Source organism: Ruegeria sp. BC6 (genome assembly GCF_056539185.1).
In genome coordinates, this window is record NZ_JBQFUM010000002.1 from 221,795 (window position 1) to 245,149 (window position 23,355).

23 protein-coding genes are annotated in these 23,355 nt (G+C 63.1%); 19 read left to right on the top strand and 4 right to left on the bottom strand.

Going from position 1 to position 23,355, the window contains the following annotated elements:
- Nucleotides 1-10: 10 nt before the first annotated feature.
- From ACR0MM_RS08530 to ACR0MM_RS08560, 7 genes are all read left to right on the top strand, one after another.
- Entirely contained in the window at nt 11-892 is an 882-nt protein-coding gene (locus ACR0MM_RS08530; protein WP_480695607.1) for a LysR family transcriptional regulator, read from the top strand.
- A gap of 84 nt (nt 893-976) precedes the next feature.
- The gene (locus ACR0MM_RS08535; protein WP_480695609.1) at nt 977-2,680 is read left to right on the top strand and encodes an NAD(P)H-dependent oxidoreductase subunit E; all 1,704 of its coding nucleotides are present in this window, start codon (nt 977-979) and stop codon (nt 2,678-2,680) included.
- Between the two features lie 11 nt (nt 2,681-2,691).
- Nucleotides 2,692-5,475, top strand: a complete 2,784-nt coding sequence (fdhF, locus tag ACR0MM_RS08540) for a formate dehydrogenase subunit alpha (RefSeq protein WP_480695611.1) — start codon at nt 2,692-2,694, stop codon at nt 5,473-5,475.
- Between the two features lie 115 nt (nt 5,476-5,590).
- Complete coding sequence (locus ACR0MM_RS08545; RefSeq protein ID WP_480695613.1) at nt 5,591-6,379, top strand: cyclase family protein; 789 nt, start codon at nt 5,591-5,593, stop codon at nt 6,377-6,379.
- On the top strand, nt 6,376-6,897 hold the full coding sequence (locus ACR0MM_RS08550) for a thioesterase family protein (protein ID WP_480695615.1): 522 nt from the start codon (nt 6,376-6,378) through the stop codon (nt 6,895-6,897). Before ACR0MM_RS08545 ends, ACR0MM_RS08550 begins: the two co-directional genes overlap by 4 nt.
- An 85-nt stretch (nt 6,898-6,982) precedes the next feature.
- Nucleotides 6,983-7,201 carry a YMGG-like glycine zipper-containing protein gene (locus tag ACR0MM_RS08555; protein WP_480695617.1) on the top strand — a complete coding sequence of 73 codons (219 nt, stop codon included), beginning with the start codon at nt 6,983-6,985 and terminating at the stop codon, nt 7,199-7,201.
- A 41-nt stretch (nt 7,202-7,242) separates the two neighbouring features.
- Entirely contained in the window at nt 7,243-7,608 is a 366-nt protein-coding gene (locus ACR0MM_RS08560; protein ID WP_480695619.1) for a hypothetical protein, read from the top strand.
- A 9-nt stretch (nt 7,609-7,617) separates the two neighbouring features.
- On the opposite strand, the gene ACR0MM_RS08565 is transcribed toward ACR0MM_RS08560, so the two are convergent.
- A complete protein-coding gene (locus tag ACR0MM_RS08565) occupies nt 7,618-7,812 on the bottom strand; it encodes a SlyX family protein (protein WP_480695621.1) in 195 nt (64 codons plus the stop codon).
- 128 nt (nt 7,813-7,940) lie between these two features.
- On the opposite strand from ACR0MM_RS08565, the gene hisS reads away from it, so the two are divergent.
- The 3 genes from hisS to hisG are packed head-to-tail and all read left to right on the top strand — an operon-like array spanning nt 7,941 to nt 11,206.
- On the top strand, nt 7,941-9,428 hold the full coding sequence (hisS, locus tag ACR0MM_RS08570; protein WP_480695623.1) for a histidine--tRNA ligase: 1,488 nt from the start codon (nt 7,941-7,943) through the stop codon (nt 9,426-9,428).
- Between the two features lie 3 nt (nt 9,429-9,431).
- Nucleotides 9,432-10,520 carry an ATP phosphoribosyltransferase regulatory subunit gene (locus tag ACR0MM_RS08575; RefSeq protein ID WP_170390873.1) on the top strand — a complete coding sequence of 363 codons (1,089 nt, stop codon included), beginning with the start codon at nt 9,432-9,434 and terminating at the stop codon, nt 10,518-10,520.
- A complete protein-coding gene (gene hisG, locus ACR0MM_RS08580) occupies nt 10,517-11,206 on the top strand; it encodes an ATP phosphoribosyltransferase (RefSeq protein WP_170390874.1) in 690 nt (229 codons plus the stop codon). Before ACR0MM_RS08575 ends, hisG begins: the two co-directional genes overlap by 4 nt.
- Nucleotides 11,207-11,208: 2 nt before the next feature.
- On the opposite strand, the gene ACR0MM_RS08585 is transcribed toward hisG, so the two are convergent.
- A complete protein-coding gene (locus ACR0MM_RS08585; RefSeq protein ID WP_170340498.1) occupies nt 11,209-11,640 on the bottom strand; it encodes a DUF1489 family protein in 432 nt (143 codons plus the stop codon).
- Nucleotides 11,641-11,769: 129 nt separating this feature from the next.
- Here ACR0MM_RS08585 and ACR0MM_RS08590 point away from each other — a divergent pair, with 129 nt between their 5' ends.
- The 3 genes from ACR0MM_RS08590 (at nt 11,770) to rpsD (ending at nt 15,541) form a co-directional block, all read left to right on the top strand.
- Nucleotides 11,770-14,052 carry an adenosylcobalamin-dependent ribonucleoside-diphosphate reductase gene (locus ACR0MM_RS08590; protein ID WP_480695625.1) on the top strand — a complete coding sequence of 761 codons (2,283 nt, stop codon included), beginning with the start codon at nt 11,770-11,772 and terminating at the stop codon, nt 14,050-14,052.
- A gap of 294 nt (nt 14,053-14,346) precedes the next feature.
- On the top strand, nt 14,347-14,724 hold the full coding sequence (locus ACR0MM_RS08595) for a hypothetical protein (protein WP_170538035.1): 378 nt from the start codon (nt 14,347-14,349) through the stop codon (nt 14,722-14,724).
- 196 nt (nt 14,725-14,920) lie between these two features.
- Nucleotides 14,921-15,541 (top strand): 30S ribosomal protein S4, encoded by a 621-nt coding sequence (rpsD, locus tag ACR0MM_RS08600; protein ID WP_093964621.1) that lies wholly within the window; start codon nt 14,921-14,923, stop codon nt 15,539-15,541.
- A 67-nt stretch (nt 15,542-15,608) separates the two neighbouring features.
- Here rpsD and ACR0MM_RS08605 read toward each other — a convergent pair whose 3' ends face one another.
- Nucleotides 15,609-16,070: an Lrp/AsnC family transcriptional regulator gene (locus tag ACR0MM_RS08605; protein WP_480695627.1), complete on the bottom strand. Its 462-nt coding sequence runs from the start codon at nt 16,068-16,070 to the stop codon at nt 15,609-15,611.
- Between the two features lie 103 nt (nt 16,071-16,173).
- On the opposite strand from ACR0MM_RS08605, the gene ACR0MM_RS08610 reads away from it, so the two are divergent.
- From ACR0MM_RS08610 to ACR0MM_RS08625, 4 genes are all read left to right on the top strand, one after another.
- On the top strand, nt 16,174-17,589 hold the full coding sequence (locus ACR0MM_RS08610) for an aminotransferase class V-fold PLP-dependent enzyme (protein ID WP_480695629.1): 1,416 nt from the start codon (nt 16,174-16,176) through the stop codon (nt 17,587-17,589).
- A 64-nt stretch (nt 17,590-17,653) separates the two neighbouring features.
- Nucleotides 17,654-18,739, top strand: a complete 1,086-nt coding sequence (gene hisC / locus ACR0MM_RS08615) for a histidinol-phosphate transaminase (protein WP_480695631.1) — start codon at nt 17,654-17,656, stop codon at nt 18,737-18,739.
- Nucleotides 18,736-19,656: a prephenate/arogenate dehydrogenase family protein gene (locus ACR0MM_RS08620; protein WP_480695633.1), complete on the top strand. Its 921-nt coding sequence runs from the start codon at nt 18,736-18,738 to the stop codon at nt 19,654-19,656. Before hisC ends, ACR0MM_RS08620 begins: the two co-directional genes overlap by 4 nt.
- Nucleotides 19,653-20,510: an extensin-like domain-containing protein gene (locus ACR0MM_RS08625; protein ID WP_480695635.1), complete on the top strand. Its 858-nt coding sequence runs from the start codon at nt 19,653-19,655 to the stop codon at nt 20,508-20,510. Before ACR0MM_RS08620 ends, ACR0MM_RS08625 begins: the two co-directional genes overlap by 4 nt.
- Here the strand turns inward: ACR0MM_RS08625 and ACR0MM_RS08630 are convergent.
- Nucleotides 20,507-21,508: a DUF2125 domain-containing protein gene (locus tag ACR0MM_RS08630; protein ID WP_170357114.1), complete on the bottom strand. Its 1,002-nt coding sequence runs from the start codon at nt 21,506-21,508 to the stop codon at nt 20,507-20,509. The two genes, ACR0MM_RS08625 and ACR0MM_RS08630, sit on opposite strands and share 4 nt — an antisense overlap.
- 67 nt (nt 21,509-21,575) lie before the next feature.
- Here ACR0MM_RS08630 and ACR0MM_RS08635 point away from each other — a divergent pair, with 67 nt between their 5' ends.
- Nucleotides 21,576-22,106 (top strand): gamma-glutamylcyclotransferase, encoded by a 531-nt coding sequence (locus ACR0MM_RS08635; RefSeq protein ID WP_170367940.1) that lies wholly within the window; start codon nt 21,576-21,578, stop codon nt 22,104-22,106.
- A gap of 68 nt (nt 22,107-22,174) precedes the next feature.
- Nucleotides 22,175-23,353 (top strand): biopolymer transporter ExbB, encoded by a 1,179-nt coding sequence (locus ACR0MM_RS08640; protein ID WP_170364854.1) that lies wholly within the window; start codon nt 22,175-22,177, stop codon nt 23,351-23,353.
- The last annotated feature ends 2 nt before the right edge of the window (nt 23,354-23,355 follow it).

Below are 23,355 nucleotides of genomic sequence, written 5' to 3' on the forward strand. Positions count from 1 at the left end.
AGGCCCGCACGTGTTCGAAATCCGCGATCTGCAATTGCTCAGCGCCTTGGCGCGCCATCGCCATTTTGCCAAGGCGGCCGAAGAGTGTGGTATTTCGCAGCCCGCGTTCTCGATGCGGATCCGCAACCTCGAGGATCGGCTGGGCGTGTCCATCGTCCGCCGTGCGAACCGCTTTCAGGGCCTGACCGAAGAGGGCGAGATGATCGTCCGCCGCGCTCGCCGCATACTGGATGACGCCAAAGCGCTCGAGCAGGAGGTGCAGGCGATCAAGGGCGAGATCACCGGTACACTGATCCTGGGCGTGATCCCGACCGCCATCGCGTTTACTGGCCGCTTGGTCAAGCGGCTGCAGCAGGCGCATCCGCGTATCCTGTCGCGGATCGAGACGATGTCGGCCACGGCAATCCAGCACCGTCTGGACGAAGGCAGCCTGGATGCCGGGATCACCTATGGCGACAGCATCGGCACTGACCTGCGTTATGTGCAGCCTCTGTACGAGGAAACCTATGTTTTGCTCGTTCCCGAGCATATGACTCAGGGCACGGGCCCGATCCCATGGGCGCAGGTCGCCGAGTTCCCGCTCAGCTTGTTGGAGCCCCAGATGCAGAACAGGCGCATCCTCGACAGGATATTTGCCGAACTGGGGTTGCATCCGCGTGTAGTGGCCGAAACCAGCGGGTTTACTGCCTCGATGGTCATGGCGCGCGAAGGGCTGGCGGCGACGGTCGTGCCACGGGTTCTGGTGCGGGCGCTCGGCGATTTGAAAGGCACGCGTGTCCTGCCTCTGGTTGATCCTGTGGTCAGCAAGCCGATCTGTCTGGCGACGCTGGCGCGGGATCCGGAATTGCCCACCGTTGGCGCATTGCGGCAGGTCGTGACGTCTTTGCGGTGATAAACTGTCGTTATCGTGCCATTGGGTTTTGCGATTTGACGATATGCTATTCTGATGAGAGACGAGGCTCGAGCGGAGGGCATCATGGCACCATTGGATACCAAGCCATCAGGCGCGCCAAAGGGCGTCTGGAAGTCAGGTAAAGGCAAGGGGCGGCACACGCCCAAGGGACGGCAATTCACCGACGAGGCGCAGGCCGAGATTCAGCGCCTGCTAGGCGACCGCCCGCGCCGCCGCGATCTGCTGATCGAGTTTCTGCACCTGATCCAGGACACGCACGGCCATATCAGTTCCGACCACATCGCCGCGTTGGCCGTCGAGATGCGGATCGGTCAGGCCGAGATCTACGAGACCGCAACCTTCTATGCCCATTTCGATGTGGTGAAAGAGGGTGAAACGCCACCCCCCGCCCTGACCATCCGCGTCTGCGATTCCCTGTCCTGTGAAATGGCCGGGGCGCAACAGTTGAAAAAGGCGCTGGAGGATGGGCTGGACCCGTCCGAAGTGCGCGTTCTGCGCGCGCCCTGCATGGGGCGCTGCGACACCGCGCCGGTGCTGGAAATCGGGCACAACCATATCGACCACGCGACCCCCGAAAAGGTGCAGGCCGCCATCGCGGCCGGCGACACCCACGCCCATCTGCCGGAGTATGAGACCTTCGCGGCCTATGTCGAGAACGGCGGTTACGCCAAGCTGAAAGAACTGCGTGAGGGCGGCGACTGGGAAGAGGTTCAGGAACAGGTTCTGGCCTCGGGCCTGCGCGGTTTGGGCGGTGCCGGTTTCCCGTCGGGCAAGAAATGGGGCTTTGTCCGCATGAATGACGGCCCGCGTTACCTGGCCGTGAACGGCGACGAGGGCGAACCGGGCACGTTCAAGGATCGCTACTATCTGGAGCGCACCCCGCATGTTTTCCTCGAAGGCATGCTGATCGCCGCCTGGGCGGTCGAGGCTGAGACTTGTTTCATCTACATGCGCGACGAATACCCGGCGGTGCTGGAAATCCTGCGGCGCGAGATAGCGGCGCTGGAACAGGCCGGAATCGTCGAGAAAGGCTATATCGACCTGCGCCGCGGTGCGGGCGCTTACATCTGCGGCGAAGAATCCGCGATGATCGAATCGATTGAGGGCAAAAAGGGCCTGCCGCGTCACCGCCCGCCCTTTGTGGCGCAGGTCGGCGTATTCGGCCGCCCGACGCTGGTGCACAACGTGGAAACGCTCTACTGGGTGTCCAAGATCTGCCGGGAAGGCCCGGAAATCCTCAATTCGGTCGAAAAGAACGGCCGCAAAGGCCTGCGCAGCTACTCGGTCTCGGGCCGGGTGGCGAAACCCGGCGTCTACCTGCTGCCGGCCGGCTCGACCATTCTTGACGTGATTGATGCCGCCGGGGGCATGGCCGAGGGCCATGTGTTCAAGGCGTATCAACCGGGTGGTCCGTCGTCGGGTCTGTTGCCCGCGTCGATGGACGACGTCCCGTTGGACTTCGACACGCTGCAGCCGCACGGCACCTTCATCGGGTCCGCTGCGGTGGTGGTCCTGTCCGACCAGGACACCGCGCGGGATGCCGCGCTGAACATGCTGCGGTTCTTCGAGGACGAAAGCTGCGGTCAGTGCACCCCCTGCCGGGCGGGCTGCGAAAAGGCAGTCAAACTGATGCAAGCCGAGAGGTGGGACACCGACCTGCTGAAAGACCTGTGCCAGGTGATGGGCGATGCCTCGATCTGCGGTCTGGGGCAGGCGGCCCCGAACCCGATCCGCCTGGTCATGAAACACTTCGCCAATGAGATCTGAGGGAGACAGCCATGCTTGATGCAAGCGAAACCAAGACCGTCACCTTCAATCTGAACGGCGAAGACGTGACGGTGCCCGAGGGCACCACGATCTGGGAAGCGGCCAACGGCAAGGGCCTGGTTATCCCGCATCTGTGCCATAAACCCGCGCCGGGCTATCGCCCGGACGGCAACTGCCGCGCCTGCATGGTCGAGGTCGAGGGCGAGCGTACGCTGGTCGCCTCGTGCATCCGCCCGGCGGCCGAGGGGATGGTGGTGAAAACCGACACCGACCGCGCCGAGAAATCCCGCGCGCTGGTGATGGAGCTGCTGGTGGCCGACCAGCCCGAGCAGCCGCACGATGCCTCCAGCCATTTCTGGGACATGGCCAAGCTGAACGATGTCAGCGACAGCCGTTTCCCGGCGAAAGAACCCGAGAAGATCCCGCTGCTGGATGACAGCCATGTGGCGATGCGGGTCAATCTGGATGCCTGCATCAACTGCAACCTCTGCGTCCGTGCCTGCCGCGACGTACAGGTCAATGACGTGATCGGCATGGCCGGTCGCGGGCATACCGCGCAGGTGGTGTTCGACCAGAACGACCCGATGGGCGAGTCGACCTGCGTCGCCTGCGGCGAATGCGTTCAGGCCTGCCCCACCGGCGCCCTGATGCCCGCCACCGTGCTTGACGACCAGCAGCGCGGCGGCAGCAAGGATTACGACAGCGAGACCGAAAGCGTCTGCCCCTTCTGCGGGGTGGGCTGCAAGGTCAGCCTCAAGGTCAAGGACGGCAAGGTCAAATATGTCGAGGGCATCAACGGCCCCGCCAACGAAGGCCGCCTGTGCGTCAAGGGACGGTTCGGGTTCGACTACATCCACCACCCGCACCGCCTGACCAAGCCGCTGATCCGGCGCGAGGATGCGCCGCCGAAGGGCCTGAACGTCGATCCCGCCGACTGGAGCACCCATTTCCGCGAGGCCACCTGGGACGAGGCGCTGGACCTGGCCGCCAAGGGGCTGATGAAGCTGCGAGATGAGGATCCGCGCAGTGTGGCGGGCTTTGGCTCGGCCAAATGCACCAACGAAGAGGCCTATCTGTTCCAGAAGTTCATCCGGCAGCGCTTTGGCCACAACAACGTGGACCACTGCACGCGGCTGTGCCACGCCTCGTCGGTTGCCGCGCTGATCGAGAACGTGGGCTCGGGCGCGGTGACCGCGACCTTCAACGAAATCGAGAACGCCGATGTGGCGATCATCATCGGCGCCAACCCGATCGAGAACCACCCCGTCGCGGCGACCTATTTCAAGCAGTTCGCCAAGCGCGGCGGCAATCTGATCGTGATGGACCCGCGCGGCGTGGGCATGCGCAAATTCGCGACCGAGATGCTGCAGTTCCGGCCCGGCGCCGATGTATCGACGCTGAACGCGATCATGAACGTGATCGTCGAGGAAGAGCTGTATGACAGCCAGTACATCCACCGCTGGACCGAGAACTGGGAGGCCGAGAAGGAGCACCTGCGCCAGTTCACCCCCGAGAAGATGGCGCCGATCTGCGGAATCGAGCCCGATCAACTGCGCCGCGTGGCCCGGATTTTCGCCAACGCCAAGGCGGGTCTGATCTTCTGGGGCATGGGCGTCAGCCAGCATATCCACGGCACCGACAATTCGCGCTGCCTGATCTCGCTGGCCCTGATGACGGGCAATGTGGGCAAGCCCGGCGCGGGTCTGCACCCCCTGCGGGGGCAGAACAACGTGCAGGGGGCGTCGGATGCCGGCCTGATCCCGATGTTCCTGCCCGATTATCAGTCGGTCACCGACGACGCCGTGCGGGCCAAGTTCAGCCAGGTCTGGAACTCGGGCGATTTCTCGAACGAGAAGGGCCTGACCGTGACCGAGATCATCGACCACGCCTATGCCGGCAAGATCAAGGGCATGTACATCCTGGGCGAAAACCCGGCCATGTCCGACCCCGACGTGAACCACGCCCGCGAGGCGCTGGCCAAGCTGGATCTGATGATCGTGCAGGACATCTTCCTGACCGAAACGGCGAATTATGCCGACATCATCCTGCCAGCCTCGGCGCTGTATGAAAAGAACGGCACGGTGTCGAACACCAACCGTCAGGTGCAGCGCGTGCGCCCTGCGGTGCCGCCGCCGGGCGAAGCGCGCGAGGATTGGGCGATCACCGTCGATCTGGCAAAGCGCATCGGGCTGAACTGGGATTACACGGATGTCTCGCAGGTGTTCAACGAGATGAAGCTGACCATGGCTTCGCTGGACAACATCACTTGGGAGCGGCTCGAGACCGAGAGCATCACCTATCCGTCGCTGTTCGAGACCGATCCGGGCCAGTCCATCGTGTTCGGCGACGGCTTCCCGCGCCCGGATGGCCGTGCGAAATTCACCCCGGCCAGCATCATCCCCCCGGATGAGGCCCCGGACGAGGAATTCCCCATGATTGCTACCACAGGGCGGCAACTGGAACACTGGCACACCGGGTCCATGACCCGTCGTGCCAAGGTTCTGGACGCGGTCGAGCCCGAGGCGAACTGTTCGATGAACCCGCGTACGCTCAAGCTGATGGGGATCGAGCCGGGCGAGATGGTGCGTCTGACCACCCGGCGCGGCTCGATCGAGATCATGGTGCGCGCCGACCGGGCGATCGCCGAGGACATGGTGTTCATCCCCTTCGCCTATGTCGAGGCGGCGGCGAACATCCTGACCAACTCGGCCATCGACCCCTATGGCAAGATCCCCGAGTTCAAGTTCTCGGCCATCCGCGTGGACAAGATCGAGGACGCCATCGCGGCCGAGTAGGGCCTGCAACCACTCACGAAACCTGGAAAGGCGGGCCTGCGTGCCCGCCTTTTTCTTGGCTTGACAGATGCTTGCAACCAGCCAACCCTTGAGCCGCGCAATCCCGGAGGAGTTCATGGCCCGCCGTTTCGTCGATCTGTCCGTTCCGCTGGAAACCGGCATCGTGTCTGACCCACCGATCATGCTGCCGCAGATCGAATACATGAGCCACGACCAGACGGCCGAGCAGGTGATGGCCTTTTTCCCCGGTCTGAAGAAAGAGGACCTGCCCGGCGGCGAGGGCTGGGCCATCGAACGGCTGCAGATCGCCACCCACAACGGCACGCACCTGGACGCGCCATACCATCACCACTCGACCATGAACCGGGGCGAGCGGGCGATCACCATCGACGAGGTGCCGCTGGAGTGGTGCATGAACCCGGGAGTGAAGCTGGATTTCCGGCATTTTGAGGATGGCTACGTCGTCACCGCCGCCGATGTCGCGGCCGAGCTGAAGCGGATCGGGCATGACCTGCAACCGCTGGATATCGTCGTGGTCAACACCTCGGCTGGCACCTGTTATGGCCAGCCGGATTACCTGATGAAAGGCTGCGGAATGGGGCGCGAGGTCACGCTGTACCTGACCGAGCGCGGCGTGCGGGTGACCGGCACCGACGCCTGGAGTTGGGACGCGCCCTTTCCGCTGACCGCGCAGGAATACGCGGAAACACATGACCCCTCGATCATCTGGGAGGGGCATCGCGCGTCGATGGAGATCGGCTATTGCCACATGGAGAAGCTGACCAATCTGGAAAGCCTGCCGCCCACGGGGTTCGAGATCTCGTGCTTTCCGTTCAAGATCAAGGGCGCCTCGGCCGGGTTCATCCGCGCAGTGGCGATCTTCGAGGAGGACGACGACGAATGACCCGGGAAACCGAGCCTTTGGGCGGCCATGACGGCCCGTACCCCGCACCGGTCGAAATCACCGGTTTCACGGTCCGGCCCGATTGGATTGACTATAATGGCCATATGAATGTGGGGTATTATGGCGTGGTGTTCGATCTGGCCTTTGAACGGCTGCTGGTCGATCATCTGGGCTTGGGCGAACCGCAGGTCGCGGCGCTGGAGCAGGGGCCGTACATCCTGCAGTCGCACCTGCATTTCCTGCGCGAGGTTCGCGAGGGCGAGGCGCTGGTTTTCCGGTTTCGGATGCTGGATGCCGATCACAAGCGTGGTCACTATTTTGCGCAGATGGTGTCGGCCAAGGATGGCGTGGTCTGTGCCACACAAGAGGCCCTGGTCATGAATGTCAGCCACACAACAGGCCGGTCGGAACCCTATCCGGACTGGGCCGCGGTGCGGCTGGCGCGAATGGTGTCCGACCATGCCGCATTGCCCCCTGAGCCGCAGATCGGCAGACCAATCGGCATTCGGCGCAATTAGCCCGGGGATAGCCTTTGTTGCCAGAATTCCTGGAGCGGGCTACGCTGACCACCCGGTTCGGGCTTGGTCACGGGAGGGCAACCAAATGTGGATCTTGAGGAAATGCGCGCAGGCGCCAGCCTGTATTTTGGCGGCATCGCTGATCGTCTTGTCTGCGTCAGCCGCGTTGGCGGACAAGAAGAAGGAAGAAGATGCGCTGAAGGGAGCCCTGATCGGCGCCGGCGTCGGAGCGTTGATCGGAGATGGCAAAGGCGCGGCCGCAGGTGCGGTTGTCGGTGCAATCATTGGGGCAAACCGCAAGTGACGGGGGTGTCCATGATTGACCGCCTTCAGAAAGGAGCTCTGATGCGACTGCTTGATTTCAAACCTGTTCTGGCCGGCTTTATCCTTCTCCCGTCCATCGGCACTGCGGACGAGGCCGCAGACCAGATGGCGCAAGACGCACTTCCGCTGATGTACCATACCTGTGCTTCGGTCATCGAAGAGGCTGATGGGAATGATGAATACGTTTTCGACGTTGTCAGAAAGATGACCGCTCTTTCACTCTACAACCGTCAGGTTAATATCGAAGATTTTGCATCCTCGGACGAAGAAAAGGCCAAGCTGCGTGAGGCTTTTCTTTCAGCGCTGACCGAAGGTTGCGCAGGCGATGAGGATGCCCTGTTGGGTGGTGTCGTCGACGATGCCGTTAGATCAACGCTTGGGCTGTAGGGGCTGGGCTCAATAGTGCGGTGGGCGCTCGTCGCCCAGAATGACTCCGCCGGATCCTTCCTGCGCACGTTCGGCTTCGCGCTGCATCAACATCGCCACGCGGCGGGTCAGGCGGTCGATTTCGTCCTGCTGCTTGGCGACCACCATGCTCAGGTCATCCACGGCGCGGGTCAGATGGGCAATTTTTTCTTCCAGATGCTGCATCGCTGGGGCTCCTGTGATCTGGTGCGGTCATACCGCTGTGGCGCGCGCAATGCCAGCGCTGGCTTGCCCCGACCCAGACCATGGGATAGACCGCGCGCGCAAGTGATGAAATCCCAAGGACGCCCCACATGGCCAAGCCCAAGAAACAGCCCCGCCCCAAGGCCGTCACGCCGAAAGGGTTCCGCGACTATTTCGGCCAGGAAGTCACGCAGCGCACCGAGATGCTGCGGACGATTGCGGACGTCTATCATCGCTATGGGTTTGACGCGCTGGAAAGCAGCGCCGTGGAAACGGTCGCGGCGCTGGGCAAATTTCTGCCCGACGTCGATCGCCCGAACGAAGGCGTGTTCGCCTGGCAGGAGTTTGGCGAGGGCGGCAACGGCGACTGGATGGCGCTGCGCTACGACCTGACCGCGCCGCTGGCCCGGGTCTATGCCCAGCACCGCAACGACCTGCCCACGCCCTATCGCCGCTATGCGATGGGGCCGGTCTGGCGCAACGAAAAGCCGGGGCCGGGACGGTATCGCCAGTTCTATCAGTGCGATGCGGATACGGTGGGCACGGCCAGCATGGCCGCCGATGCCGAAATCTGCGCCATGCTGTCGGATACGCTGGAGACCGTGGGCATCCCGCGCGGCGACTATCTGGTGCGGGTCAACAACCGCAAGGTCCTCAACGGCGTGCTCGAGGCCATGGGCCTGGCCGCGGACACGGCGGCGCGCGATGACGTTCTGCGTACCATCGACAAGTTCGACAAGGTGGGTGAGCAGGGCGTGCGCGAGTTGCTGACCAAGGGCCGGCTGGACGCCTCGGGCGCGTTCATTGACGGGGTGGGCCTGTCCGACGATCAGGCCGAGCCGGTGATCGCCTTCCTGACATCCAAGGCTGATGACGCCGCCGGAACGCTGGCTAACCTGCGCGCGGCCGTGGGCGACAGCAAGATCGGCGCCGAAGGCATCTCCGAGCTGGAACAGATCGGCGAGCTGCTGGCCGCGGGCGGCTATGGCGCCGATCGCATCCAGATCGACCCCTCGGTCGTGCGAGGGCTGGGATACTACACCGGTCCGGTCTACGAGGCCGAGCTGACCTTCGAGATCTTCGACGAAAAGGGCCGCAAGCGGCAGTTCGGTTCGGTCTCGGGCGGCGGGCGCTATGATGATCTGGTGAAGCGTTTCACCGGACAGGAAGTGCCCGCGACGGGCATCTCGATCGGGGTCGACCGGTTGTTGGCCGCGCTGCGCGAAAAAGGGCGGATCAAGTCGCATGACACCGGGCCGGTCGTCGTGACCGTGATGGACCGGGACCGCATGGCCGACTATCAGGCGATGGTGGCCGAGCTGCGCAATGCCGGCATCCGCGCCGAGGTTTACTTGGGCAACCCCAAGAATTTCGGCAATCAGTTGAAATACGCGGACAAGCGGAACTCGCCCGTCGCGGTGATCGAGGGCGGGGACGAGAAGGACCGTGGCGTGGTTCAGATCAAGGACCTGATCTTGGGCGCCAAGATCGCCGAGAGCGCCACGCTCGAGGAATGGAAGGAACGCCCCAGCCAGTTCGAGGTGCCGCGCGGTGATCTGGTCGCCAAGGTGCGCGAGATTCTGGACAGTCAGGACTGAGCCATGCCCAATCGATCCCAGATCCAGGCCCGGGCCGCGATGATGCGCGTGCGCTTCGAAGCCGCCGGGGCGCAAGTCGTCGACCCGCCGCTGCTGCAATCGGCCGAGACGCTGCTGGACCTTTACGGCGAGGATATCCGCGCGCGCGCCTATGTCACCTCGGACGCGCTGCGCGGCGAACAGATGCTGCGCCCGGATTTCACCCTGCCGGTGGTGCAGATGCACATGCGCGACGGGGCCGAACCGGCGCGCTATACCTATTCGGGCGAGGTGTTCCGCCGTCAGGAACATGACCCCGACCGCGCCAATGAATACATCCAGGTGGGCTACGAGGTCTTTGACCGCGACGACCCGGCAGGGGCCGATGCTGAGGTGTTCTCGCTGTTTGCCCTGCAATTGCGGGGCCTGCCGCTGCGCGCGGCGACCGGCGACATCGGCATTCTGACCGCGGCCGTACAAGGCCTGCGCACCTCCGACCAACGCAAGGCCGCGCTGATGCGCCATCTGTGGCGTCCGCGCCGGTTCCGGTCTCTGCTGGACCGGTTCGCGGGCCGCAAGCCCGAGCCGGACCACCGCGCCGCTTTGCTCGGGGCGGCAGACCCGATGGCCTGCGACGCGCCGATGATCGGCAAGCGCCGACCGGCCGAGATCGTCGCTCGCATCGACGCCCTGCGCGCCGACCGCGACACACCGCCGATTTCCGACACGGAAATGGCCGGGCTGGACTCGCTGCTGGGTGTGCGCGAGACCATGCCCTATGCGCTGGAGCATCTGCGCGACATCGCCGTCGATCTGCCCCAGATCACCCCCGCGCTGGACCGGCTCGAGGCGCGGATTGCCGCCCTGCAGGCGCGTGGCGTTGATGTCAGCAAGCTGGATTTCGAGGCCTCGTATGGGCGCACCTCGATGGAGTATTACGACGGGTTCGTCTTCGGCTTCTACGCCGAGCGCCGCCCCGACCTGCCGCCCATCGCCACCGGCGGGCGCTATGACGCGCTGACGCGGCGGCTGGGCAACGGGGCCGAGATCCCGGCGGTGGGTGGCGTGCTGCGCCCCGACCTGATGCTGGAAATCGAGGAGGCGGGCCAATGACCCTGAAGCTGGGCGTGCCGTCCAAGGGGCGGCTGATGGAGAAAACCTTTGCCTGGTTCGCTCGCCACGGGATCGAGCTGTCGCGGGCCGGGTCTGACCGGGAATACGCAGGCAAGGTAGACGGGATCGAGGATGTCTCGCTGATCCTGCTGTCGGCCGGAGAGATCCCGCGCGAGCTGGCTGCCGGGCGGATTCACCTGGGCGTGACCGGCACCGATCTGGTGCACGAGAAACTGCCGCGCTGGGAACAGCAGGTCGAAGAAATCGCACCGCTGGGCTTTGGCCAGGCCGATCTGGTGATCGCGGTTCCGGCCTGCTGGGTCGATGTCGAGACGCTGGATGACCTGGACGCCGCCGCCGCCGCCTTTCGGGAAACGCATGGGCACCGCCTGCGGATCGCCACCAAGTATCACCGTCTGGTGCGCGAGTTCCTGACCGATTCCGGGGTTGCCGATTATACGCTGGTCGACAGCCAGGGGGCGACCGAGGGCACGGTGATGAACGAAACCGCCGAGGCGATCGCCGACATCACCTCGACCGGTGAGACCCTGCGCGCCAACCACCTCAAGATCCTGTCAGATGGGCTGATCCTGCAATCGCAGGCCACTTTGTGGCGCAGCCGGGTTGCGGATTACGGGGGTGCCGAAAAGGCCGCTCTGGCAGAAGTGATGCGCCGTCTGGGCTGAGGTCAGAGCACGCCGATCTCGGCCAGCGCGCGGTTCAGATCCTCGGGCAGGGCGTCGTCCTGGGCGCGGCTTTCGGGCAGGTCTGCGGGGCTGTCCTCGGGTTTCAGATAGCGCCAGCCCTGAAACGGCCGTTTCTGCGCGCCCTGGGTGCGGTGGACCTGCGGGTCCAACACGATGGCGCAGCGGCGGATGCCATCCTCACCCGTCACCTCGTCCAGCCGCAAAATGCGCTGGCGGCACTGGATGACACCCTTGATGACCCAAAAGATCGATCCGCCGTTCAGAATCTCGGGCTCGCGCTTGGGCCACATGCGGGTGATGTGGCGGGGCAGGCCGTCCGCGAACCGCCGGCGATAGCTGTCCTGCCAGGCGATCAGGCTGTCAACGCTCTCGGACCCGACCGAGAGTTTCACGAGGTTGATGTACTTATCCACAGCTTTCCCACAGAGTCGTCCCACGGACCATCTTTATATTGTAGCTTACCGTTGCGCGCTATCAAGCTGTTGTGGTTCGGCGCTGGTTTGGTCTAATCTGGATGCCTCTTTCACGACAGGGAATCACCAATGAGCCGCTTTGCCGCCCCCATCGCCGAGCAGATCTGGGACATGAAATACCGCTTCAAGAAGGCGGATGGCACGCCGATCGACAAGTCGGTCGAGGATACGTGGCGGCGGATTGCGCGCGATCTGGCACGGGTGGAAAAGGACCCCGCGCACTGGGAACAGAAGTTCTACGAGGCTCTTGAGGACTTCAAATACCTGCCCGCCGGGCGGATCACGGCCGGAGCAGGCACCGCGCGGCAAGTGACCCTGTTCAACTGTTTCGTCATGGGCACGATCCCCGACAGCATGGGCGGCATCTTCGACATGCTGAAAGAGGCCGCGCTGACCATGCAGCAGGGCGGGGGGATCGGCTATGATTTCTCGACCATCCGGCCGCGCGGCGCGGATGTGCATGGGGTGGCCGCCGATGCCTCGGGGCCGCTGTCGTTCATGGATGTGTGGGACGCGATGTGCCGCACCATCATGTCGGCCGGCTCGCGCCGGGGCGCGATGATGGCGACCATGCGCTGCGACCACCCGGATATCGAACAGTTCATCACCGCGAAATCCGACCCGGCCCGGCTGCGCATGTTCAACATGTCGGTGCTGGTGACCGATGCCTTCATGGAGGCGGTCAAGGCCGATTCCTCGTGGGATCTGATCTTTGACGGCAAGGTCTATCACACGGTGCAGGCCCGCGATCTGTGGAACAAGATCATGCAGGCCACCTATGACTATGCCGAGCCGGGCGTGATCTTCATCGACCGGATCAACCAGGCCAACAACCTGAGCTATTGCGAGACCATTGCCGCCACCAACCCCTGCGGTGAACAGCCCCTGCCGCCCTATGGCGCTTGTCTTTTGGGTTCGATCAACCTGGCGCGGCTGGTGTCGGCGCCGTTCGAAGACGCGGCCCATCTGGACGAGGCGGCATTGCAGGAGCTTGTCGCCACGGCCGTTCGCATGATGGACAACGTGGTGGATGCCTCGAAATTCCCGCTGCCGCAGCAGGCCGCCGAGGCGCAGGCCAAGCGCCGCATCGGCTTGGGCGTGACCGGACTGGCGGATGCTCTGTTGATGCTGGGCCTGCGCTATGGCTCGGACGAGGCGGCGCGTCAGACCGAGCGCTGGTTGCACGCGATCGCCCGCGCCGCGTATCTGGCTTCGGTGGACTTGGCCAAGGAAAAAGGGGTGTTTCCCCTGTTCGATGCCGAGAAATACCTGGCCAGCGGCACCATGCAACAGATGGATGACGATGTGCGCGAGGCCATCCGCGAGCATGGGATCCGCAATGCTCTGCTGACCTCGATCGCACCCACCGGGACGATCTCGCTGTATGCGGGTAACGTGTCGTCGGGGATCGAGCCGGTCTTTGCCTATGCCTACACCCGCAAGGTGCTGCAGAAAGACGGGTCGCGCACCGAGGAAGAGGTGGTGGACTATGCCGTTCAGATGTGGCGCGACAAGTTCGGCGATGTCGAGCTGCCCGACTATTTCGTGAACGCCCAGACCCTGACCCCGGCCGAGCATGTCAAGATGCAGGCAGCGGCCCAGAAATGGATCGACAGCTCGATCTCGAAGACGATCAACTGCCCCGAGGACATCTCGTTCGATGCTTTCAAGGACGTGTACATGCAGGCCTGGGATCAGGGCTGCAAGGGCTGCACGACCTATCGCCCGAATGATGTGACGGGCTCGGTTCTGACCGTCTCGGAAAGCGACGACAAGGTGCCGGGCGAGAGCGCTGATGCCCCGCACGAGGTGGACGGCGGTGACGTGATCTACATGTCCGAACCGCTGGACCGGCCGCAATCGCTTGAGGGTTCGACCTACAAGTTGAAATGGCCCGATAGCGAGCACGCGATCTATTTGACGATCAACGACATCGTCATCGGTGGCCGGCGGCGTCCGTTCGAGGTGTTCATCAACTCGAAGAACATGGAGCATTACGCTTGGACGCTGGCGTTGACGCGGATGATCTCGGCCGTGTTCCGGCGCGGGGGCGACGTGTCTTTCGTGGTCGAGGAACTGAAGGCCGTGTTCGACCCGCGCGGCGGGGCCTGGGTGCAGGGCAAGTACATCCCCTCGATCCTGGCGGCCATCGGCGGCGTGATCGAGCAGCACATGATCGCGATCGGGTTCCTTGAGGGGGAAGGGATGGGGCTGAAGTCCGACCCGCAGGCGCAGGTGGTCAACATGGATGCCCCACGCGGCAAGGCCTGCCCGTCCTGCGGCCAGTATGACATGGTGATGATCGAGGGCTGCATGACCTGCCGCAGCTGCGGACATTCGAAATGCGGTTGACGAGTGCCACATAACTGTCGTTAAAGTTGTATTGTGTTTCGCCGGAGTCTCAATTTGATTTGACTCTCCGGCAACATTCTCGTGAAAGCTGCAATTCCGTCTCTTTTCCGCCGGATTCATCGTTGATACACCGCTAGTGTACGGGGTGATGAGTTTGAAAGGTCGGGCGGGCAGATGACAGCCGGGTATAACGGTCGCGTAGCAGTATTTTGGTCCCAGACGGAAATTGACGGGCTTGAAGCAGCGCCTGTGGCAGATTTGGCCATTGGAGCATCTTGGTCGTGGCATGGGTGCATGACACGCTTGCCGGACTGTAACGCGGAATATTCCGTTCAGACTGGACATGATCAGGCGTTGATGGCGCTGGCCGGGCATGGCCCCGAAGCCGCAACGCTGAAGCCGGTCGCCACGCTTGCAGTTGTCTCATTGACGAATGGGGCGCAGACCTACGAGGCCGAGTTGACGTTGGTCGAGGGTCAGAAGGACGCAGTTCTTCTGTTCGAAAATGGCTGCCCCGCGCGGGGCCAGGACTTCTGGGTGTGCGCCGTCGAAGAATATGTCGACGCAAGCCAGTCGGATGCAGACAATGTTGTTTCCTTCCCCACGCATCGCAGGTCAACGGAGCAAACGTTGGTTCTTGCGCCGCATATGGCTGCGACCGCCGCTGAATAGACGGCCCATTCCTTAGGAACTATTTTTTTGTCCACGCATCGCCGCGTGTTGACTCTGGTCTGTTCGCAGATATAAGCGCGGCTTCATTGGTGTTGGTGGCCCCCGCAAGGGGATGCCTGTCATGGGGGAAACCTCAAGAGGACAACGCCCTTCCTAGTGGCCTGTCAGGGCCTCGACCTTAAGAAGGAGATCAGCCGTGACCAAACGCACGTCTGCCAAGCACAAAATCGACCGCCGGATGGGCGAAAACATCTGGGGTCGCCCGAAATCCCCGGTCAACCGTCGTGAATACGGCCCCGGCCAGCATGGTCAGCGCCGCAAAGGCAAGCTGTCGGACTTTGGTCTGCAGCTGCGCGCCAAGCAGAAGCTGAAAGGCTACTACGGCGACCTGACCGAGAAGCAGTTCCGCCGCATCTACGCCGAAGCCGTACGTGTGAACGGCGACACTGGTGAAAATCTGATCGGCCTGCTGGAGCGCCGTCTGGACGCTGTCGTCTACCGCGCCAAGTTCGTGCCGACCGTGTTCGCCGCACGTCAGTTCGTGAACCACGGCCACGTCAAGGTGAACGGCAAGCGGGTGAACATCCCCAGCTACCGCGTCAAGGAAGGCGACGTGATCGAGGTCCGCGACAAGTCCAAGCAACTGGCCGTCGTTCTGGAAGCCGTTGGCCTGGCCGAGCGTGATGTTCCGGATTACCTGGAAGTCGACCACTCGAAGATGACCGCGACCTTCGTGCGCACCCCGTCGCTGGGCGACGTGCCGTACCCGGTCATGATGGAACCGAACCTGGTCGTCGAATTCTACGCGAAGAACTGATCTTCGCGGGCAGTTTCAGAAAACGGGCCGTACCTGCGAAGGTGCGGCCCTTTTTCATGGCAAACACTCAGATCGGCAGAGGGCGGTCTTCGGCGATCGCCTCCATCGCGAAATACGAGGTCACGCTGTCCAGTTCGACCTTCTCGATCAGGCGCTGATAGACTTTGTCATAGGTCGCCATATCCTGCGTCACGACCCGTAGCTGATAGTCGTAGTCGCCGCCGATCCGGTGGAAATCCACGACTTCCGGAATGGTCAGGACATGGCTCCGAAAGGCCTGCAGCCATTCGGCCGAGTGGTGACGCGTGCGCAGCATCACGAAGACCACCAGATTCAGCCCCAGTTTTTCGCGCGCGATCCGGGCTGTCGACCCTGTCAGGACGCCTGCGTCGTTCAGCGCCTTCAACCGCCGCCAGCAGGCGTTTTGCGACAGTCCGACCCGCTCGGCCAGTTCGCGCTGGGAAAGGGTTGCGTCCTTTTGCAGTTCGCGCAGGAGACGCTTGTCAATGTGATCTATATTTCCGTTCATTTCAGATCATATGACCCAAAATTTTAATAATTCAAGCAAAGATAGGTGAAGTTTACTCAGCTCAGGTAGATCATATTGGAAAGTGCAATATGGAGCCAATGACATGACCCTGTCCCATTTTCGTGCAGAAATCCAAGCCGCCACTCACAATTCGACCCTGCGCGACGGGCTGATCGGAGAAAACGTTCTGATCCCGGGTCTGCATGGGGACGTACCGCTTGTGTACGCGGACTACGTTGCCTCGGGCCGCGCATTGCGGCAGGTCGAGGATTTTGTGGCCCAGCATGTGTTGCCTTTCTATGCGAACAGCCACACCGAGGCCTCCTATTGCGGTTCCTACATGACGCGACTGCGCCGCGAGGCGCGCGCGGAAATAGCCCGCATCGTTGGCGCGAGGGGAGATGACGCGGTGATCTTCACCGGGTCCGGCGCCACTGCGGGGCTCAACCGGCTGGTCACTTTGATGGGAGTGCAAGAGGCTGACCAGCCGGTTGTCTTGATCGGTCCGTACGAGCACCATTCGAACATCCTGCCCTGGCGCGAGAGCAAGGCACAGGTCATCGAGATCCCCGAAGGCCCCGAGGGCGGGCCGGACATGGCGGTGCTGCAACAGACGCTGATCGAGCATTCGGATTCAGATCTGGTGATCGGGTCATTCTCGGCGGCGTCGAACGTCACGGGCGTCATCACCGACCCTGACCCGGTGACGCGGCTGCTGAAACGGCACGGGGCGCGCGCGGTCTGGGATTACGCCGGGGGCGGGCCCTACCTGCCGATGGACATGGGGCCGGACGATGCGCGCAAGGATGCCATCGTCGTGTCTCCGCATAAGTTTCCGGGCGGGCCGGGGGCTTCGGGCGTTCTGATCGTGAACCAGGGCGCCGTGCGCCGCACCTGTCCCAGCTGGCCGGGCGGGGGCACGGTCAGCTTCGTTTCGCCCTGGCGCCACGACTACAGCACCGATCTGGCCACCCGCGAAGAGGCCGGAACCCCGAACGTGATCGGAGATATCCGCGCGGCGCTGGCCTTTATCGTCAAGGATGCCGTGGGTACCGACGAGATCGCCCGGCGCGAGGCGCTGTACAACCGCATGGCGCTGGATGGGTGGCGTGACAACCCGAACCTGACCCTGCTGGGGGTGGACCATCCTCACCGCCTGCCGATCTTTTCCTTCCTGGTGCGCGACAACACCGGGCAGCCGGTACACCAACAGCTGTTCACACGGATGCTCAGCGACATCTACGGCATTCAGGCGCGCGGCGGGTGTGCCTGCGCGGGCCCCTATGCGCATCGGCTGCTGGGTATCGACAAGGCGGCCTCAGAGGCGCTGCACGCGGCGCTGTCGGCCGGGGAAGAGATGAAAAAACCGGGTTGGGTGCGGCTGAATTTCTCGTACATGATGACCGAGGACACGGTTCAGTTCATCATCGACAGCGTCAATGACCTGTCGCGCCGCACGCAGGAATACGCCCCGTTCTACGCCGCCGATCCGGCAACCGCCCGCTTCAAGGCGGCGTGACGGAATTGCCGCTTTTCCCAAGGCCTTGAGACCTGTATGAGGGGCGCAACCAACGGAGCCCCTCATGAACAAGATCACCCCGCAACCCGGCATCATGGATATCGCGCTGTATCAGGGCGGTCAGTCGCATGTCGAGGGCGTGGAAAACGTCATCAAGCTGAGTTCCAACGAAAACCCCTTTGGCCCCAGCCCCAAAGCGATCGAAGCCGTGCGCGACAGCGCCACGTTGCTGCATCGCTATCCGGTGACCGATCATTACAACCTGCGCGCCGCGATCGGCGAGCGGCACGGGCTGGACCCCGACCGGATCATCTGCGGCGTGGGCAGTGACGAAGTGCTGCAATTCGTGGCCCAGGCCTATGCCGGGCCGGGGGACGAGGTGATCCATACCGAGCATGGCTTCTCGATGTATCCGATCATCGCCCGCATGGCCGGCGCGACCCCGGTCGAGGTGCCCGAGCGTGACCGCAAGGTCGATGTCGATGCGATCCTGGCCGCGGTGACCGACCGCACCCGGATCGTGTTCGTGACGAACCCGGGCAATCCGACCTCGACCATGATCTCGGACGCCGAACTGACGCGCCTGGCCGAGGGCCTTCCGCAGACCTGCCTGATGGTTCTGGACGGCGCCTATGCGGAATTCGTGGCGGGCTTTGACGGCGGCGCCGGTCTGGTGGACCGGTTCGACAACGTGATCATGACCCGGACCTTCTCGAAGATTTACGGGCTGGGCGGGATGCGGGTCGGCTGGGGCTATGCGCATCGCGAAATCATCGACGTGCTGAACCGCGTGCGCCAGCCCTTCAACCTGTCGCTGACGGCCATCGCCGCGGCCGAGGCCGCCGTGGCCGATGTGGAATATGTCGAGTTCTGCCGGGCCGAAAACGCGCGCCTGCGTGAATGGCTGTCGGCCGAGCTGGCCAAGATCGGCGTTCCGTCCGATCCGTCCTGCACCAATTTCAACCTCGCGCGGTTTGCGGATCAGGCCGAGGCCGAGGCCTGCGACGCCTATCTGCAATCGAAAGGTTTGATCGTGCGTCGTGTTGCGGGCTACAAGCTGCCCAACGCGCTGCGGATCACCGTGGGCGACGAGAAGGCCTGTCGCCGCGTGGTTGCGGCCATCACCGCGTTCAAAGGGGGCGCCGCATGAGCCAGATCTATGACCGCGTGGCGCTGATCGGGTTGGGTCTGATCGCCTCGTCGATGTACTGGGCGATCAAGCGCGCCGGCTTGGCGGGCGAGGTGACCGGCTATGCCCGGTCCGAGGCCACCCGCGACACTGCGCGGCGCATCGGTCTGTGCGACCGGGTCTGCGACACCGCGCAAGAGGCGGTCGAAGGTGCTGATCTGGTCGTGCTCTGCGTGCCGGTGGGCGCAATGGGCGCCGTCGCCAAGGACATCGCGCCGGTGCTCAAACCCGGCGCAACCGTGTCGGATGTCGGTTCGGTCAAGCGGCACGTCATTGAAGAGGTCGGCCCGCATATTCCTGAAGGCGTTCATTTCGTGCCCGCCCACCCGCTGGCCGGGACCGAGCATTCCGGCCCCGAATCCGGCTTTGCCGAGCTGTTCGACAACCGCTGGTGCCTGCTGGTTCCGGTCGAAGGGTCCGACCCCGAGGCCGTCGCCCGCCTGCGCGCCTTGTGGGAAGGCATGGGGTCGAATGTCGACGAGATGGATGCCGATCACCACGATCTGGTTCTGGCCGTCACCAGCCACGCGCCGCACCTGATCGCCTACACGATGGTGGGGGTCGCCGACGACCTGCGGCGCGTCACCGACTCCGAGGTCATCAAGTACTCGGCCGCCGGTTTCCGCGATTTCACCCGGATCGCGGCCTCGGACCCGACCATGTGGCGCGACGTGTTTCTGACCAACAAGGATGCGACGCTGGAAATCCTCGGCCGTTTCACCGAAGAGCTGTTTGCCCTGCAGCGCGCGATCCGCACAGGCGACGGTCAGCACCTGTTCGACTACTTTACCCACACACGCGCAATCCGGCGCGGCATCATCGACGCGGGTCAGGACACCGATGCCCCCGATTTCGGGCGCGTAAAGGCCAAGTCATGAAACTGATCAAAGGCAAAGCTCTGACGGTTATAGCGATGGTATGGGCCGGCGCAGCCACTGCATCGGCCCCCGACACATCACTGGTTCCGGTTGCGCGGCCATTCCCGGTGTCAGAGCTGGTGCAGGCCGCTTATGTCCCGGCAAGTCCGGCGACGCCGATCGCTGTACCAGCGAAGATGCGACCCGCTGTGCGGCCCGTATCCCCTCAGGTGCTGGCCGTGGCAGCGCGCCCGGCCGACCTTCCGCTGCTTGGACCGGATACCTCGCTCAAGCCCTATCTGCGGCCGGAGGCGTTGGAACAGCAAGTCCTGTTCAAAAAGCGAAAACTGCGTAAAGGATCGGTGTGCGGTGACATCGCCATTCAGGGCAAGGCCGTGGGCTCGGTTCCCGGCAAGATCAAAGCCTGCGGGATCAAGGATGCCGTCCAGATCACATCGGTGTCAGGCGTGGTTCTCAGCCGCCCATCGACGATGGATTGCGGCACGGCGATCGCATTGAACAAATGGGTCGACAAGACCGTCAAACCGACGTTCAAACGGCGCGGTCCAGTTGTCGAATTGCAGGTTGCTGCGCACTACGCTTGCCGTACCCGGAACAACCGGAAAGGTGCCAGGATCTCGGAGCATGGCAAGGGTCGGGCCATTGATATCTCGGGGTTCAAAATGGCCGATGGCGAGGTGGTGACGGTTCTGGACGGTTGGCGCAAGAACCCCTCGAAGAAACAACTGACCAAGATCTGGCGCGGAGCGTGCGGGCCCTTCGGCACGGTTCTTGGCCCGAATTCAGACCGCTATCACCAGAACCATTTCCACCTTGATACCGCCCGTTACCGCAGCGGACCCTACTGCCGCTAACGCAGGATCAGACGCGGGGCCGGGCCCAACGGCAACGGTCCCAAAGCCACGAACCCGTCGCGGAAATTCAGCTGCAGGTCCAGCGCGTTGGGGTTGCCCCCCAGACCTGCCAGCAGGTTCAACGCCCGCGTGACCGGATCAACGGCCTGATCGGGCAGGGCACCTGCAGCATTGGCCATGGCAATCATGTCACGCCAGTTCTCGGCTTTAACCGCAATCTCTCCGACCGGAATGCCCTGTTCATCGACCTCCAGTTCGCCGGTTGCAAACAGACGCAATTCGCCCCATTGCACCTCGGCAAGATGCAGGTCGATCAAACGAGGTTGAGGGCGACGTTCTTCCAGCGCGGAACGGTCCCAGGTTTTGTCGAAGGTGACATTCATATCCAGTTCGAGTGTATCGAAGGCTTGGGGCAGCGAAGCAGCCGTTCGCATCAGCGCGCGCAGGTCTTCACCGGGCGTGAAGGCATCCGAACTGACCCCGATCGCATAGCTCTCGGGCTGGGTGCCTTGTTCCATGACCAGGGCAAGTGACTGGCCGGCAGCCATGTCGGTTCCGTCCTGGGTCACCGACCAGTTGCCCGATGTCAGGGCCATCTTCTCCAGCTCCAGCGCGACGCCCGGACGCAGATTCAGTTCTGCCTGAAGGCTGTCGGCCAGGATGATTGCGGTCTGGTCGAAATAGGACAGCCGCTGCGGCGTATCCGCAAAGCGCAAGATCTGTCGTCCGGGCCAGATGGCGGGGCTTTCGAATTCGATCCAATCCGCGCTCCAGGCTGTGCCGTTCACCGGATCGGCCAGCGCTACACTGTTCAGGCGGGTCACGTGGTGCAGCGGAAATCCGGCGATTTCCACGTCGGAATAGTCGGCCTGCCATCCAAGATCCTGCTGATGCGCGAACCAACCGGTGATGGCGCTGCGCAGCCCATACCCGGCTATGGCCCAATACCCGCCCCAGAGGATGGCCAGAAATATGAACACTCGTACCAGTCGGCGCATCGCAAATGGCCCTTTTTCCTGCCTTGGAATTGATGTTTATAGGCCTAAACGGGCAAGGACCAGAACTATGACGATGTGGGTATTCGGATACGGGTCGCTGTTGTGGAATCCGGGCTTTCCGGTGGCCCGGCGCGAGCAGGCTACACTTCACGGCTATGCGCGGTCATTCTGCATGCGGTCGATCCATCACCGCGGAACCGAGGAGAACCCCGGACTTGTCCTGGCCTTGGACGAACACCCGGATGCCCATTGCAAGGGCTTGGCGCTGGCGGTCGAACCGGGCCATGAGGACCGCACCCTCGAGGAATTGCGCGAGCGTGAACTGATCTCGTCAGCCTATGTGGAGAAGATGCTGGATGTGCATCTGGACAGCGGCCAGACGGTGACGGCAGTGACTTATGTGATCGATCCCGACCACGTGCAGTATTGCGGGGGCCTGCCGCTGGAGGAGCAGGCGCAAATCATCGCGCAGGCCGTGGGCGGCCGCGGCCCCAACCCCGAGTATCTTTACAATACCGCTGAACACCTGTCCGAGATCGGGTTGCACGACCCGGATCTTGAGTGGTTGGCGCAACGGGTGCGCAGCCTGACCGCATAAACCCTTGGCCTTGCCACCAGATTTTCGATAGATTCGCCACAGAGCAGGCAAAACCGGGAAAGACGCGCATGGCGCATGTACAGCAGGGCGCGAGACCGCATTTCTCGCAACCGATCCGTCAAATCGTGATGATGCTGATCGCCATCGGGCTGTCGGGTCTGGGCGTGTTCATGGCTCTGCCCTACGTGCTGCCGGTTTTTTATGCCAACCCCTACCTGAACGGATTCATCCTACTGGTCTTCGTTATCGGCGTGGTGGCCTGTTTCTATCAGGTGACCCAGTTGATCGGTTCGGTTCGCTGGATCGAAGCGTTCGTGGGCGGCGTCGTGCGCGAAGACGCTCGTACACCGCAGCTGTTGGCCCCTTTGGCGTCGCTGCTTCGCGCGCGCGGCGCGAAATCGCAGATCAGCTCGACATCGACCCGGTCGATCCTGGATTCTGTTGCGGAACGGGTCGAGGAAGAGCGGGAATTCACCCGCTACATCACCAACGTACTGATCTATCTGGGTCTTTTGGGCACATTCTTCGGCTTGGCAACAACGGTTCCTGCAATTGTCGACACCATTCGCAGCCTGAACCCCCAAGAGGGCGAAGAAGGCCTGGCCGTATTCAATCGCCTGATGAGTGGCCTCGAATCCCAGCTGCAAGGCATGGGCGTGGCGTTCGGGTCCTCCCTGTTGGGGCTTGCCGGATCGCTGATCGTGGGTTTGCTCGAACTATTCGCCGGCCACGGGCAGAACCGGTTCTACCGTGAGCTTGAGGAATGGCTGTCGTCGATCACGCGCGTCGGATTTGCCGCCGGAGATGAAGGCGGTGCGGAACTTGCGGTGCTGACCCCGGTCCTTGATTCCATGTCCGAGCAGATGGACGCGCTGCAGGACCTGTTCGCGGCCCAGGAGGCGGATCGCGCCGAGGTATCGGCCAAGCTGGGTGCATTGGTCGATGTCATCGCGGACATGAACCAGCGACAGGCGGAAAGCGAAGGGGTCACCGCCGCGCTTGAGCGGATCGCGTTGGGGCAGGACGCGCTGCTGGATCACATGCGTGAACATGGTGCGGGCGAGGGGATCGACGCCGAAAGCCGGATGCGGCTGCGGTCGATGGACGTGCAGCTTCTGCGCATTCTCGAAGAAATCTCGGCCGGTCGCCAGGACAGCATGAACGAACTGCGCAAGGATTTCGAGCTGCTGGTCAAGGCGCTGACGCTTCCGCGCGGGGCGGCGCGCCATACACCGGGCGGAGAATAACA

Bases quoted from the DNA above. Each gene is read 5' to 3' on its own strand.
- ACR0MM_RS08605 (WP_480695627.1), bottom strand. From the start codon at position 16,070: ATGAACGGAAATATAGATCACATTGACAAGCGTCTCCTGCGCGAACTG.
- ACR0MM_RS08560 (WP_480695619.1), top strand. From the start codon at position 7,243: ATGCGACTGCTTGATTTCAAACCTGTTCTGGCCGGCTTTATCCTTCTC.
- ACR0MM_RS08555 (WP_480695617.1), top strand. From the start codon at position 6,983: ATGTGGATCTTGAGGAAATGCGCGCAGGCGCCAGCCTGTATTTTGGCG.
- ACR0MM_RS08590 (WP_480695625.1), top strand. From the start codon at position 11,770: ATGAGCCGCTTTGCCGCCCCCATCGCCGAGCAGATCTGGGACATGAAA.
- ACR0MM_RS08625 (WP_480695635.1), top strand. From the start codon at position 19,653: ATGAAACTGATCAAAGGCAAAGCTCTGACGGTTATAGCGATGGTATGG.
- ACR0MM_RS08640 (WP_170364854.1), top strand. From the start codon at position 22,175: ATGGCGCATGTACAGCAGGGCGCGAGACCGCATTTCTCGCAACCGATC.
- ACR0MM_RS08620 (WP_480695633.1), top strand. From the start codon at position 18,736: ATGAGCCAGATCTATGACCGCGTGGCGCTGATCGGGTTGGGTCTGATC.
- ACR0MM_RS08635 (WP_170367940.1), top strand. From the start codon at position 21,576: ATGACGATGTGGGTATTCGGATACGGGTCGCTGTTGTGGAATCCGGGC.
- hisG (WP_170390874.1), top strand. From the start codon at position 10,517: ATGACCCTGAAGCTGGGCGTGCCGTCCAAGGGGCGGCTGATGGAGAAA.
- ACR0MM_RS08630 (WP_170357114.1), bottom strand. From the start codon at position 21,508: ATGCGCCGACTGGTACGAGTGTTCATATTTCTGGCCATCCTCTGGGGC.
- ACR0MM_RS08545 (WP_480695613.1), top strand. From the start codon at position 5,591: ATGGCCCGCCGTTTCGTCGATCTGTCCGTTCCGCTGGAAACCGGCATC.
- ACR0MM_RS08595 (WP_170538035.1), top strand. From the start codon at position 14,347: ATGACACGCTTGCCGGACTGTAACGCGGAATATTCCGTTCAGACTGGA.
- ACR0MM_RS08535 (WP_480695609.1), top strand. From the start codon at position 977: ATGGCACCATTGGATACCAAGCCATCAGGCGCGCCAAAGGGCGTCTGG.
- ACR0MM_RS08565 (WP_480695621.1), bottom strand. From the start codon at position 7,812: ATGCAGCATCTGGAAGAAAAAATTGCCCATCTGACCCGCGCCGTGGAT.
- hisC (WP_480695631.1), top strand. From the start codon at position 17,654: ATGAACAAGATCACCCCGCAACCCGGCATCATGGATATCGCGCTGTAT.
- ACR0MM_RS08575 (WP_170390873.1), top strand. From the start codon at position 9,432: ATGCCCAATCGATCCCAGATCCAGGCCCGGGCCGCGATGATGCGCGTG.
- fdhF (WP_480695611.1), top strand. From the start codon at position 2,692: ATGCTTGATGCAAGCGAAACCAAGACCGTCACCTTCAATCTGAACGGC.
- hisS (WP_480695623.1), top strand. From the start codon at position 7,941: ATGGCCAAGCCCAAGAAACAGCCCCGCCCCAAGGCCGTCACGCCGAAA.
- ACR0MM_RS08550 (WP_480695615.1), top strand. From the start codon at position 6,376: ATGACCCGGGAAACCGAGCCTTTGGGCGGCCATGACGGCCCGTACCCC.
- ACR0MM_RS08610 (WP_480695629.1), top strand. From the start codon at position 16,174: ATGACCCTGTCCCATTTTCGTGCAGAAATCCAAGCCGCCACTCACAAT.